At 40.1% G+C, this 13,552-nt stretch carries 10 protein-coding genes and 1 tRNA gene; 9 read left to right on the top strand and 2 right to left on the bottom strand.

Features of this window, described 5'->3' with window-relative positions:
- Positions 1–37 precede the first annotated feature (37 nt).
- The 3 genes from AA974_RS05245 to AA974_RS05235 all read left to right on the top strand — a co-directional run bounded on the left by AA974_RS05245 (position 38) and on the right by AA974_RS05235 (position 3,934).
- Entirely contained in the window at positions 38–1,213 is a 1,176-nt protein-coding gene (locus AA974_RS05245) for a sugar transporter (protein WP_064433710.1), read from the top strand.
- Between the two features lie 185 nt (positions 1,214–1,398).
- Complete coding sequence (locus tag AA974_RS05240) at positions 1,399–2,757, top strand: HP1184 family multidrug efflux MATE transporter (protein ID WP_230380939.1); 1,359 nt, start codon at positions 1,399–1,401, stop codon at positions 2,755–2,757.
- 25 nt (positions 2,758–2,782) lie between these two features.
- Positions 2,783–3,934 (top strand): cation:proton antiporter, encoded by a 1,152-nt coding sequence (locus tag AA974_RS05235; protein ID WP_064433708.1) that lies wholly within the window; start codon positions 2,783–2,785, stop codon positions 3,932–3,934.
- 8 nt (positions 3,935–3,942) lie between these two features.
- Here the strand turns inward: AA974_RS05235 and AA974_RS05230 are convergent, their stop codons facing one another.
- A complete protein-coding gene (locus tag AA974_RS05230) occupies positions 3,943–4,704 on the bottom strand; it encodes a tRNA 2-thiocytidine biosynthesis TtcA family protein (RefSeq protein WP_064433707.1) in 762 nt (253 codons plus the stop codon).
- Between the two features lie 18 nt (positions 4,705–4,722).
- Positions 4,723–6,015 (bottom strand): MFS transporter, encoded by a 1,293-nt coding sequence (locus AA974_RS05225; protein WP_328287321.1) that lies wholly within the window; start codon positions 6,013–6,015, stop codon positions 4,723–4,725.
- Between the two features lie 184 nt (positions 6,016–6,199).
- Between AA974_RS05225 and AA974_RS05220 the strand changes: the two genes are divergently transcribed.
- The 6 genes from AA974_RS05220 to AA974_RS05195 all read left to right on the top strand — a co-directional run bounded on the left by AA974_RS05220 (position 6,200) and on the right by AA974_RS05195 (position 13,533).
- A tRNA-Met gene (locus AA974_RS05220) sits at positions 6,200–6,277 on the top strand.
- A 105-nt stretch (positions 6,278–6,382) separates the two neighbouring features.
- Positions 6,383–7,639, top strand: a complete 1,257-nt coding sequence (locus tag AA974_RS05215; protein WP_064433705.1) for a NupC/NupG family nucleoside CNT transporter — start codon at positions 6,383–6,385, stop codon at positions 7,637–7,639.
- A gap of 11 nt (positions 7,640–7,650) precedes the next feature.
- Positions 7,651–8,892, top strand: a complete 1,242-nt coding sequence (locus AA974_RS05210) for a phosphopentomutase (RefSeq protein WP_064433704.1) — start codon at positions 7,651–7,653, stop codon at positions 8,890–8,892.
- Positions 8,889–9,593, top strand: a complete 705-nt coding sequence (gene deoD / locus AA974_RS05205; RefSeq protein WP_064433703.1) for a purine-nucleoside phosphorylase — start codon at positions 8,889–8,891, stop codon at positions 9,591–9,593. Before AA974_RS05210 ends, deoD begins: the two co-directional genes overlap by 4 nt.
- Before the next feature lie 262 nt (positions 9,594–9,855).
- A complete protein-coding gene (gene hopQ, locus AA974_RS05200; RefSeq protein WP_064433702.1) occupies positions 9,856–11,769 on the top strand; it encodes a Hop family adhesin HopQ in 1,914 nt (637 codons plus the stop codon).
- Between the two features lie 456 nt (positions 11,770–12,225).
- On the top strand, positions 12,226–13,533 hold the full coding sequence (locus tag AA974_RS05195) for an NCS2 family permease (RefSeq protein WP_064433701.1): 1,308 nt from the start codon (positions 12,226–12,228) through the stop codon (positions 13,531–13,533).
- Positions 13,534–13,552: the final 19 nt, after the last annotated feature.

The following is a 13,552-nucleotide window of genomic DNA, read 5'->3' as shown; positions in this document are numbered from 1 at the left end:
TTCAAAATTGAATAAAATTTAACCCCTTAAGATTTAAATGATGATGACCAAACAATCGTATCAAAAGTTCGCCTTAATGCGGGTTTTTGTGTTTTCGCTTTCGGCGTTTATTTTTAACACCACGGAGTTTGTCCCTGTCGCGCTCTTGTCAGACATTGCGAAAAGTTTTGAAATGGAGAGTGCAACAGTGGGGCTTATGATCACTGCTTATGCATGGGTGGTGTCTCTTGGCTCATTGCCCTTGATGCTATTTAGCGCTAAAATGGAAAGGAAACGCTTATTGCTTTTCCTTTTTGCCCTTTTTATTCTCAGTCATATCCTTTCAGCGTTAGCGTGGAATTTTTGGGTGTTATTGATTTCTCGTATTGGTATCGCTTTTGCCCACTCTATTTTTTGGTCCATCACGGCTTCTTTAGTCATTCGTGTCGCGCCAAGAAATAAAAAACAACAGGCATTAGGGCTATTAGCGTTAGGGAGTTCGTTAGCGATGATTTTAGGGTTGCCGCTCGGGAGAATCATTGGGCAAATTCTAGATTGGCGCTCTACTTTTGGCGTGATCGGGGGCGTTGCGACTCTTATAGCGTTGCTTATGTATAAATTGCTCCCGCATTTACCCAGTAAAAACGCAGGCACGCTTGCAAGTGTCCCTATATTGATGAAACGGCCGCTTTTAATGGGGATTTATTTGCTTGTGATCATGGTTATCTCTGGGCATTTCACCACTTATAGCTATATTGAGCCTTTTATCATTCAAATCAGCCAATTTTCTCCTGACATTACAACTCTAATGCTGTTTGTGTTTGGGTTAGCAGGCGTGGTGGGGAGTTTTTTATTCGGCCGTTTGTATGCGAAAAATTCAAGAAAATTTATCGCTTTCGCAATGATTTTAGTCATTTGCCCGCAACTCTTGCTTTTTGTGTTTAAAAACTCAGAGTGGGTGGTTTTCTTGCAAATTTTCTTATGGGGGATTGGGATCACTTCGCTTTCAATTTCCTTGCAAATGAGGGTGTTGCAACTCGCGCCAGATGCCACGGATGTCGCGAGCGCGATTTTTTCGGGGAGCTATAATGTGGGGATTGGGGCTGGAGCGTTGTTTGGCAGTATTGTGATCCACCAATTAGGGCTAGGGTATATTGGCTTTGTGGGTGGGGCTTTAGGTTTGTTGGCGCTATTTTGGCTTAGATTCATTACGATAAAGTTTAAAAAAACATAAAGAGCGTTAAAAGGATTAGCCTAATAGAGGAAATCCCTTTCGCGCTAAAAACCATTTTTAAAATTTAATGATACTGCTTAAATCTAAGCACGCTAACGGATAGATTGTCTTTCTTTTTATGTTAAAATAGAAAAATTTGTCATAAATTTTAATGCGTGGTTTAAATGCTAAAAAAAAAGATTGATTTGCATAAAGATTCTATAAGAAAGCTCTTTTTTTATTATTTTATCCCTTTAGCTTTTTCTATGATCTCGCTTTCCACTTACTCTATGATAGATGGCATGTTTGTGGGCAAGAAACTGGGTAAAGAAGCTATCGCTGCAGTCAATATCGCATGGCCTATTTTTCCAGGGCTCATTGCGTATGAATTGCTTTTTGGTTTTGGGGCAGCGAGTATTGTGGGGTATTTTTTGGGTCAAAATAAAACCCATAGGGCTAGGCTTGTGTTTAGCAGCGTGTTTTATTTTGTCGCTATAAGCGCCTTTGTTTTGAGCATGGCGTTATTGCCTTTTAGCGAAACTATTGCGCGCCTTTTGGGGAGCAATGACGCTTTATTGAGCATGTCCAAACGCTACATTGAAATCATTTTAATGGGCGCGGTTTTTATGGTTTTGCACCCTTTGGCGGATGTTTTTGTGGTGAATGACAAACGCCCCATTTTAGCGATGGTGGCGATGCTGGTTGGTTCGTTAGCGAATATCTTTTTCAACTACTTGTTTATTTTTGTTTTGGAAGTGGGGGTTCAAGGCAGTGCGATAGCCACCGTGATAGGGCATGCGATAGGGGTTTTAGTCTTAATGCAGCATTTTTGGTTTAAAAAAGGGCAATTGTATTTCATCAAGCGTTTTTCTTTGTCTTCAGTCATTTCTTCAGCCAAAAGCGGCGTGCCTCAAAGCACGGCAGAATTTAGCGCTTCTGTTATGATTTTGTTGTTTAATACCGCTATCATGCACACTGCAGGGGAAAGGTTTGTGAGCATGTATGGGATCGTTATGTATAATGCGATCATCTTTTTTACGACTTTATTTGCGATTTCTCAAGGCATCCAACCGATTGCGAGCTTTAGCTATGGGGCTAGAAATTTAGAACGCATGAAAGAGGTGTTTGCCTTTGGTTTGAAAGCGGCGTTTTGTATAGGGGTTGTTTTCTACGGAGCTTATTACTTTTTAGATGAATTTTTAATCAAGCTTTATTTGCAGCCAAGCGAACAAGATGCGCTCTTTATGCAAGAGACTAAAAGAGCGATGAATATTTATTATGTTGGCTATGTTTTTTTAGGCATGACTTTGTTGTGCGCGGTGTTTTTCCAATCCATCCAACGCGCTAAAAGTTCGTTTATCATCACCCTTTCACACACGCTAGGGTTTATAGTTATTTTATTGCCGATTTTAAGTCATTTCTATGGGATTAATGGCGTTTGGGTAACTTACCCTATCGCGCAATTTTTAGCGTTTTTAGTAGCGTTAGGGGTAACTTGTTACGAAATCAAAAAAGGGGTTTTTACCACTTATAAAGAGAAAAACCCTATCGCTTTGAAAACTTAATCAATAAATAAGGTAAAATTAAGACATGCATGCAGAATTTTTCACTTTCGCGCTCATTATGCTTTTAATTGTGATGGCTCCTTATATGTCTAGAATCTCTCGTTTGCCTATCACGGTTGTGGAGATTTTATTTGGGTCTGTTGGGGCGTATGTGGGTTTTATTGAGCCTACTAAGGGCTTTGAAATCATGTCTGAGATTGGCTTTTTATTTTTAATGTTTTTATGCGGTTTGGAAGTAGAGATTTATTTGTTTAAAAAATTAGGGGTTTCTCTTTTAAAACGCATTTTTGCTTATCTGTTGATTTTATACACGCTTTCGTTCATCCTTACTTTTAGCCTTAATTTAGAGCCTATTTTTATGGTGATTTTCCCTATCATTAGCTTGGGCATGATCATGACTTTAGTCAAAGATTATCGTAAAGAGATTTTGTGGCTTGATTTGGTTTTAAAAGTGGGCGTTATTGGGGAATTATTAAGCATTTTTGGTTTGGTGGTCGTGGATGGGGTGTATTCGCATGGTTTGGGCATGGATTTGATTAAAGATTTAGGCATTCTCATTGTTTTTTTAATCTTAATTATCGTAGCGTTTCAAATCTTTAAGACTTTGTTTTGGTGGTTCCCGCATTTAAAGCTTTTTGTGATGCCTAAAAGCAGTCAGTTTAACCAAGATGTGCGTTTTTCGCTCATGCTCTTTTTTTCCTTGATTGCGATCGTGGTGTGGCTCAAAATAGAAATGGTTTTAGGGGCGTTTCTAGCAGGGTTGGTGGTTTCTACTTTTTTCCCTCATAAATCAGAGCTGATCCACAAGCTCAATGATGTGGGTTTTGGGTTTTTTGTGCCTTTGTTTTTCATTCATGTAGGCTCTACTTTAGACTTAAAATTAGTGTTTTTAAACCCGCATTTGATTCTCCAAGGGATATTGATTGTCATAGCGATGTTGAGTTTGCACTTAATCACTTCAATCTTATTGTGGCACAAATACTTTAAAGAGGCTAAGCATTTATTTTCATTCGCTTTAGGGGCTTCTATGCCTTTAACTTTTTTAGTAACCACTGCGGCGGTAGGCTTAAAAGCGCAAGCGATCTCACAAAACACCTACTACGCATTGCTCATGGCGGCTATTTTTGAAGGGGTATTATTCACGATCGCGATCAAAATACTCAACAAAAAAGCTTGAATGAAAGCTTAAGCGTCTAAATACTTAGAGTCGCTAAAGCTGTTGGCTTGAACATTATTAAACGCGTTTTCTAAGCTGTCAAAGAAATGAGGGTGCAAGTTTTGCATTTCTTTTAAGAAATTTTTAGTGGCTAATCGTGCGATAGGGGGCTTATCAGAGGTGGGCTGTTTGGCCGGGCAATTGCAATCAGGGGCGACTGGGATATTTTGAGAAGTGACAAAATGAATGCTACTGGCTTCTCGAACCTTAATCAAAGGGCGGATCACCAATAAGCCGTTTTCAGCCCTATAAACGGGGGGCATGCTCCTTAAACTCCCGTTATAAGTGAAATTCATAAAAAAGCTCTCTACTGCATCATCTAAATGGTGCGCGATAGCGACTTTATTATAGCCTTCTTCCAAAGCTTTAGAATACAAAGTCCCTCTCCTCAAACGAGAACAAAACGAACAAAACGAGCTTTTTTCACGGCGTTTTTCGTTGATTGTGGCAGCGATTTGGGTGTAAATGATCTCATGCTCAATGCCTTGCTCTTGGCACAAATCGCTCAACCATTTCAAATCTTCGCCCAAACCATAATGCACGGTAACCGCTTTAAAATCAAATTTGAAAGGGGCATGTTTTTGCATCCTGGCTAAGATGCAAGCGAGCATGATAGAATCCTTGCCCCCGCTCAATCCTAATAAGACTTTATCGCCTTCTTCTATGAGTTTGTAAGCGGCGTTTGTCTTGCCCACAATGTGTAAGACTTTTTTAGAAATTTCATAGGTCATTTTTGATCCTTAATTATTTTATTTTCTGAAATTTTGCGATAAGTGAATGATTTCTTCTTCGCTAATGTGATCGGAATTATATTTCACAATAATGACTTCTTCGCTAATATTAACATACCATTCAATGATTTTGTCCCCTAAAGTTTCAAATTGTTCCTCATTATAAGCGTCTAAGGGGAAATAGACATTTTTTTGCTTGGAAGGGTTGTTGAGTAAAAAGAGCGATAGTCCCCAAATAAGCCCTAAAGCTACAATAATTAAGCTTGTGTTAGAAACGCCTAAATGATGGTAGCTCAACCCTCCGCTCACGCCCCCAACAAAGCTCCCTAAATAGCCAAAAGTGGTGAATTGCCCTAAAACCTTGCCTTTTTCATGCACTCTGGCGAATTTAGACGCTAAAGATTGCATGATAGGCTCTAAGGTGGCAAAGCCAATAAAGAAAAACGCCACCCCAAGAATAAAGAGCCATAAATGTTTCCCTAAAAAGCTAGAGTCGGCTAAAAACAAGCACAAATAACTCACAATAAACAACAGCGCACCAGAAAGCATTACCCCTTTAGGCTTGTTGTATTTTTCAGCCATAACGCTCGCTATTCCCATGCTTAAAACCCCTAATAAGGCTCCAGGCACATACACCAAGATCAAAAAGCTTTCATCTTTATGGAATTCATTCACTAAGGCTAAAGGGATCAGCACAAAAATAAGCGTCATGAACGCTTTTTCAAAAAAAGAGCTCAGATACAAAAGATACAAGGCTTTAGAGTTGGGTTGGTAAGCTTTTATGTTTTTGATCTGGTAAGAAATTTTAGGGGCGTCTTTGACTTTTAAAAGCATCAATAAACTCAATAAAGTTAAGATCGCAGTGAGTAAAAAGAGCCATTTTGCCCCCCCAAAAAACGCCACAACCCCAGGGCCTATGGCCATGCTTATAGTGAAGCTAATGAAAATAAACGCCCCCATGATCGCCATCGCTTTGGTGCGCTCTTCTTCTTTCACTTCATCCGCCACCATCGCGCTAACAACCCCCCCTAAAGCCCCCATGCCTTGAATGAAGCGCCCTATAACGAGCCAAACAATATCATTTGCTATAAAGCACACTAACGAGCCAGCTAAAAACAACAACAAGCATACCATAACCACCACTTTACGGCCTATCTTATCGCTAAGAATGCCCATGGGGGTTTGAAAAACAATTTGCGTAAGATACGCTCCGCCCACAGCCAACCCCACGAGTAAGGGACTGCTTGAATGGAAACTATCCGCATACAAACTGATGACAGGCAAAACAATAAAAAGCCCCAAAAACCGCAACGACGACACTAACGCTAATGGAAAAATTTTCTTAAACATGCGGGTTATTTTACAAGAAAATATCTAATTTTTATCATTAATTTAGGAAAGTAGGATTAATAATAAAAGTTTAATGTAATTTTAATGGATTTTTAAGAAAATTTTTTGTATAATTTCATTCTTTATTTTTTATAAAATTGCTTGTGTCAAGGTAGCTCAGCTGGTTTAGAGCGCTGGTCTCATAAGCCGGAGGTCGGGGGTTCAAGTCCCCCTCTTGACACCATGATTTGATTTGAAATTCATTTGATATCTGTTTAATCTTTTTTTTAGCAAAACTCAACTACAATAACTCTGCATCTTTTAATTTCTTACATTTAGGGATTTGACGATGATTTTTAGCTCTCTTTTTAGTGTTGTAGGGATGGCGGTGCTTTTTCTTATTGCTTGGGCGTTTTCTAGCAATAAAAGGGCTATTAATTATCGCACGATTGTCAGCGCGTTTGTGATCCAGGTGGCTTTAGGGGCGTTGGCTTTATATGTGCCTTTGGGTAGGGAAATGCTGCAAGGTTTAGCCAGTGGCATACAAAGCGTGATCGGTTATGGCTATGAAGGGGTGCGTTTCTTGTTTGGCAATCTCGCTCCAAACGCTAAGGGCGATCAAGGGGTAGGAGGCTTTATCTTTGCGATCAATGTTTTAGCGATCATTATCTTTTTTGCTAGCTTGATTTCACTTCTATACTATTTAAAAATCATGCCTTTAGTGATCAATCTCATCGGTGGGGCGTTGCAAAAATGCTTAGGCACTTCTAAAGCAGAAAGCATGAGTGCAGCGGCTAATATTTTTGTAGCGCACACAGAAGCGCCCTTAGTCATTAAACCTTATTTGAAAAGCATGAGCGATTCAGAGATTTTTGCAGTCATGTGCGTGGGCATGGCTAGCGTTGCGGGGCCTGTGTTGGCCGGGTATGCGAGCATGGGCATTCCTTTACCTTATTTAATAGCCGCTTCGTTTATGTCCGCTCCTGGGGGTTTGTTGTTCGCTAAAATTATTTACCCGCAAAACGAAACCATTTCTAGCCGTGCAGATGTTTCTGCAGAAAAGCATGTCAATGCCATAGAAGCTATCGCTAATGGGGCAAGCACAGGGCTAAATCTAGCTTTGCATGTGGGAGCGATGCTTTTAGCCTTTGTGGGGATGCTTGCGCTCATTAACGGGCTTTTAGGGGTTGTAGGGGGGTTTTTAGGCATGGAGCATTTGTCTTTAGGGTTAATTTTAGGCACGCTTTTAAAACCCTTAGCCTTTATGTTAGGCATTCCTTGGAGCCAGGCTGGGATTGCTGGAGAAATCATAGGCATTAAAATCGCGCTCAATGAATTTATGGGCTATATGCAATTTTTACCTTATTTGGGCGATAACCCTCCTTTAATCTTGAGCGAGAAAACTAAAGCGACCATCACTTTTGCGTTGTGCGGGTTTGCTAACTTAAGCTCAGTCGCTATGCTCATTGGGGGGCTTGGCAATTTAGTGCCTAAAAAGAAAGATTTCATCGTAAGGCTTGCTTTAAAAGCGGTGCTTGTAGGCACGCTTTCTAATTTCATGAGCGCGACTATCGCCGGGTTATTCATAGGACTAAACGCTCATTAAAAGGACAAAACATGCAAAAAAGAGTGGTGGTTTTATTATTGGATTCTTTTGGTATAGGGGCTAGTGAAGACGCTAGAGATTTTGGCGATTGTGGGGCGAACACTTTAGGCAATATCGCTAAGGCTTGTTTCAACAACTTGGCTGATTCTAGTGATCGCAATGGGGCTTTGAAACTGCCTTATTTAGAGAGTTTGGGTTTAGGGTTGAGCGCGTTAAAAGCCACGAATGAATTGCCCTTAGGCTTTGAATCTAAACCTAATTTAATAGGGGCTTACGCTTACGCACAGGAACTTTCTAGTGCTAAGGATACGATTTCTGGGCATTGGGAGATGATGGGCGTGCCCGTTCTTTTTGAGTGGGGGTATTTTAAAGACAAAAATCATTCGTTCCCTAAAGGAATTTTAGATGAAATCATGCGTAAAACTAAGATTAAGGGCTATTTAGGGAATTGCCACGCATCAGGGACAGAAATCATTAAAGATTTAGGCGAAAAGCATTTAGAAACTTTATACCCCATTTTTTACACCTCAGCGGATTCGGTGTTTCAAATCGCTGCGCATGAAGAAAAGTTCGGGCTTGATAATTTATACGCTCTTTGTGAAGAAGCGTTTCAAATTCTAGAGCCTTTAAAGATTGCCAGAGTGATCGCAAGACCCTTTATTGGCGCTAATAGAGAGGATTTCAAACGCACCGCTAACCGCAAAGACTATGCGATAAAGCCCCATAAAAAATTGCTTTTTGAAAAATTCATTGAAGAAAAGCAGGGCGAAGTCATTAGCATTGGAAAAATCGCTGATATTTACGCTCATGTGGGGATCACTCAAAAGTTCAAAGCCGGTAGTTTAATGGAGTTATGCGATGTTACTTTAGAGCAGGTCAAAAACGCCCCAAACAACAGCTTGATTTTTACGAATTTTGTGCATTTTGATAGCGATTATGGGCATAGGCGTGATATTAGCGGGTATGCTAACGCTTTAGAGTGTTTTGATGCGCGCTTAAAAGAGATTTTAGAAAATTTAAGGGAAAACGATTTGCTCATTCTTTGCGCCGATCATGGGTGTGATCCCAGCTTTAAAGGCACGGATCACACCCGAGAATACATTCCTGTTTTGTTTTATCATAAAGATTTACAACCAGCCTTTTTAGGCAAGAGCGAGTCGTTTGCGGATATTGGGCAAAGTATCGCTTATTTTTTAGGATTAAGCCCCTTAGATTATGGCAAAAACTTATTAAACTTTAAAGGACAACCATGACTCCTCACATTAACGCCAAAATCGGCGATTTTTATCCTCAATGCCTTTTATGCGGCGATCCTTTAAGGGTGAGCTACATTGCGAAAAATTTTTTACAAGACGCCAAAGAGATCACGAATGTGCGTAACATGCTAGGCTTTAGCGGGAAGTATAAGGGTAAGGGGATTTCTTTAATGGGGCATGGCATGGGCATTGCGTCATGCACGATTTATGTAACGGAGCTTATTAAAATCTATCAGGTTAAAGAGCTTTTAAGGATTGGCACTTGTGGGGCTATTAGCCCAAAAGTTGGCCTGAAAGACATTATCATGGCAACTGGAGCTTCAACGGATTCCAAAACCAATCGGGTGCGTTTTTTAAACCACGATTTGAGTGCGACGCCTGATTTTGAATTGGGTTTAAGAGCGTATCAAACAGCAAAGCGTTTGGGTATTGATTTGAAAGTGGGCAATGTTTTTTCAAGCGATTTTTTCTATTCCTTTGAAACGCATGCCTTTGATTTAATGGCCCAATACAACCACTTGGCTATTGAAATGGAAGCGGCAGGGTTATACGCCACGGCGATGGAATTGAACGCTAAGGCTTTATGCTTATGCTCGGTTTCAGATCATTTAACCACTAAAGAAGCCTTAAGCCCTAAAGAAAGGGTGGAAAGCTTTGATAACATGATAACTCTAGCTTTAGAGATGATGACGCAATGACGAAATCATTTTAAATCTTTTGATAAAAGCCTTTGATTTTTGTTTGGCCAAATTAGGGGGTTTGAGCGTTAAAACGATACCTAAAACAACACAAACAAAAATAAAATTCTATACAAAAATAATATAAAATCCTCATTTCACAATTTAAAAAAGTAACATTTTATTCAAAATTCAATAAATTTATGCTATAATTAAACGCATTGTAAATAAGTTCTCATTTTGATACATTTTTGCAATAAAACATTACTTTAAGGAACATTTTATGAAAAAAACGAAAAAAACGATTCTGCTTTCTCTAACTCTTGCGGCGTCATTGCTCCATGCTGAAGACAACGGCGTTTTTTTAAGCGTGGGTTATCAAATCGGTGAAGCGGTTCAGAAAGTGAAAAACGCCGACAAGGTGCAAAAACTTTCAGACTCTTATGAAAAATTAAGCAGGCTTTTAACCAACGATAATGGCTCAGGCTCAAAAACAAGCGCGCAAGCGATCAACCAAGCGGTTAATAATTTGAACGAACGCGCAAAGAAATTAACCAGTGGGACGACCCAATCCCCCGCTTATCAAGCCACGCTTTTAGCGCTGAGATCGGTGCTAGGGCTGTGGAATAGCATCGGCTATGCAGTCGTGTGTGGAGGCTATATGAAAACCCCAGGTGAATCACACAAAATTTTCCACTACACCGATGAGAATGGCAACGGCACTAAAATCAATTGCGGTGGGACCATAAACGCTGCTGGCAAAGTTATTGGCGGCACGAATACTTTGCCAGCAGCCAAAAACAGTTCTCTATCCATTAAGCAATACGAAGAAATCCATGAAGCCTATCAAATCCTTTCAAAAGCTCTAAAAGAAGCCGGACTCGCCCCTTTAACAAGCAAAGGCGACAAATTAGAAGCGCATGTAACCACTTCAGTGGATCAACAAGATAATGAAACTAAAACGACAACTTCTGTGATCGATACAACAAACGGTGCACACAATCTTTTAACTTACGCGCAAACGATTGTCAATACCCTTAAAGATTATTGCCCCGTATTGATAGCGAGATCTAGTGGTAATGGTATGACTACCACAAACGCCCCTTCATGGCAAATAGCCGGTGGCGGCAAAAATGCATGCGAGACTTTTGGCAAAGAGTTTAGCGCTGCTTCAGACATGCTCAATAACGCACAAGAAATCGTTAAAAAAACCCAACAACTCAGCGCCAACCAACCAAAAAATATCACACAACCTCATAATTTCAACCTTAACACCCCTAGCAGTCTTACGGCTTTAGCTCAAAAAATGCTCAAAAACGCCCAATCTCAAGCAGAAATTTTAAAGCTGGCTAATCAAGTGGAGAGCGATTTTGGCAAACTTTCTTCAGGTCATCTTAAAGACTACATAGGGAAATGCGATGCAAGCGGCGTGAGTGGTGCGAACATGGCAATGCAAAATCAAAAGAGCAACTGGGGGAAAGGCTGCGCGGGCGTGGAAGAAACTCTAGCTTCGCTAAAAAAAAGCAACTCTTCTTTTGATAGCCAAACGCCACAAATCAATGAAGCGCAAACTCTCGCTAGCACCCTTATTCAAGAACTTGGCAATAACCCTTTTGGGAATGTAGGCATGATCGTTTCTTCAGCCACGAATAACGGCGCCTTGAATGGCTTTGGCGTGCAAGCGGGTTATAAGCAATTTTTTGGAGAAAAGAAAAGATGGGGGTTAAGGTATTATGGTTTCTTTGATTACAACCACGCCTATATCAAATCCAATTTCTTTAACTCGGCTTCTGATGTATGGACTTATGGGGTGGGTAGTGATTTATTGTTTAATTTCATCAATGATAAAAACACCAATTTCTTAGGCAAGAATAACAAGATTTCAGTGGGGCTTTTTGGAGGCATCGCGCTAGCAGGGACTTCATGGCTTAATTCTCAATTTGTGAATTTAAAAACCATCAGCAATGTCTATAGCGCTAAAGTGAATACGGCTAATTTCCAATTTTTATTCAATTTAGGCTTGAGAACCAATCTCACTAGACCTAAGAAGAAAGATAGTCATCATGCGGCTCAACATGGCATGGAATTGGGCGTGAAAATCCCCACCATTAACACGAATTATTATTCTTTTCTAGACACTAAACTAGAATACCGAAGGCTTTATAGCGTGTATCTCAATTATGTGTTTGCTTATTAAAAACTCTCTTTTTAAAAAAAGGGGGGGTTAAACTTCTAAAAAATCTCTGAAGCTAAAAATTTTCAAAAAACAATCATTAAACTCTAAAAAAGAAATTTTAAGGTATAATGTTTTCGCCACTTTTAATTTTCCATGGCAAACTCCTTTTTAGAATTTATCCCCATAATCGCTCTTATGGGGGTGTTTGTTTTACAGCAATCTTTTCAAATTTAAAAAAACGCTCTCTCAAAAACCATTAAAGAGTAGAATTACCTTACAAGATGAGCTTTTTTGTGGCTTTCATTAAAAACGATCATTTTTTAGCGGGGTTTTTAAAAAAAGGGTTTTTTACCCACTCCTCTTGATTTAAACAACACAATCAAGCGTCTTAAGGCAATTTAAAATAAAATAGTGGTAGTATAGTTCCAAAGCCCCTTATTAAATTAATCTATACCAAATAGTAAGGAGTTATCTAACATGGGGTTTTTCAAGCTTAAAGAACACAACACTAACATTGCCACCGAGTTTAGAGCGGGCTTAACGACCTTTATCACCATGATTTACATCGTGCCCTTAAACGCGCTTATCCTTTCTCAAGCCAACATGCCTTATGAAGCCCTCTTGAGTGCAACGGCCATTATCACCATCTTATCGAGCGTGTTTAACGGGTTGTGGGCAAACACCCCCATCGCTATGAGCGTGGGCTTAGGGCTGTCAGCTTATTTCAGCTTTGGGTTGGTTCAAGGACTAAAACTCCCTTGGCAGAGCGCTTTAGGCATCGTAGCGCTCTCTGGAGCGATTTTTGTGATCCTGTCTTTCACCAAATTCAGAAGTTGGGTCATGCGAAGCATCCCTAGCGATTTAAGGCGTGCGGTGAGTGCGGGGATAGGGGCTTTTATCGCATTTATTGGCCTTAAAGAAATGCATATTGTAGTTACCCATAAGGCTACGCTTGTAACTTTAGGCGATTTCAGCGATCCGCATGTGTTATTGGGGGTTGTGGGGATCGTTTTAACTTTTGCGCTCTACACGCTCAAAATCAAGGGTTCTTTTATTATAGCGGTCTTAATCACTTCCATTCTCGCATGGGTTTTAAAGCTAGCTCCTTACCCTAGCGAATTTTTTTCCATGCCCGCTAGCATTAGCCCTATCGCCTTTCAATTAGACTTTAAGGGCATTTTTTTTGATGCGAGTGGGGCTTTCACTTTAGCGTTAGTGCCGGTTATCATCACTTTTTTTGTAACCGATTTGTTTGATTCCTTAGGCACGCTTGCAGGGATTGGCCACAAGACTGATTTTTTCAATGATGAAGAAAAAAACAAGGAATTAGAAAGGACTTTAGAAGCGGATGCGGTGGCTTCTTTAGGGAGCGCGGTAGTGGGCGTTTCTACTACGACTGCTTTTATAGAAAGCGCGAGCGGGGTTGAAGAGGGGGGCCGCACAGGGCTTACAGCGGTTTTTACCGGGCTATTTTTTATTTTAACGCTCTTTTGTTTGCCTCTTTTAAAAGCTATTCCCAGCAATGCGATTTATCCGGTGCTAGTGATAGTAGGGGTTTTGATGTTTAGCGTGTTAGAGGGGGTGAATTTTAAAGACATGGCCGTTAGCGTTTCCACTTTTTTAACCGTGGTGATGATGCCTTTAACCTTCTCCATTACCGATGGCTTAGCCTTTGGCTTTTTGTCTTATGGTATTATCAAATTGGTTCAAAAAGACTTCAAAGCCATCAATTCTGGTATTATCATTCTCTGCATTATTTCTGTTTCTGTGTTTATCTTTCGTTAAGCTCTTTTAAAAGATCTTT

Origin of the sequence: Helicobacter pylori (assembly GCF_001653475.1) — a bacterium.
Lineage (GTDB): Bacteria > Campylobacterota > Campylobacteria > Campylobacterales > Helicobacteraceae > Helicobacter > Helicobacter pylori_CM.
Note: the sequence above shows the minus strand (reverse complement) of the source record. Positions and strands in the feature narration are given on the sequence as shown.

Coding starts and splice junctions, on each gene's coding strand:
- AA974_RS05245 (WP_064433710.1), top strand. CDS start 38: ATGATGATGACCAAACAATCGTATCAAAAGTTCGCCTTAATGCGGGTT.
- AA974_RS05235 (WP_064433708.1), top strand. CDS start 2,783: ATGCATGCAGAATTTTTCACTTTCGCGCTCATTATGCTTTTAATTGTG.
- AA974_RS05230 (WP_064433707.1), bottom strand. CDS start 4,704: ATGACCTATGAAATTTCTAAAAAAGTCTTACACATTGTGGGCAAGACA.
- AA974_RS05215 (WP_064433705.1), top strand. CDS start 6,383: ATGATTTTTAGCTCTCTTTTTAGTGTTGTAGGGATGGCGGTGCTTTTT.
- AA974_RS05210 (WP_064433704.1), top strand. CDS start 7,651: ATGCAAAAAAGAGTGGTGGTTTTATTATTGGATTCTTTTGGTATAGGG.
- deoD (WP_064433703.1), top strand. CDS start 8,889: ATGACTCCTCACATTAACGCCAAAATCGGCGATTTTTATCCTCAATGC.
- hopQ (WP_064433702.1), top strand. CDS start 9,856: ATGAAAAAAACGAAAAAAACGATTCTGCTTTCTCTAACTCTTGCGGCG.
- AA974_RS05195 (WP_064433701.1), top strand. CDS start 12,226: ATGGGGTTTTTCAAGCTTAAAGAACACAACACTAACATTGCCACCGAG.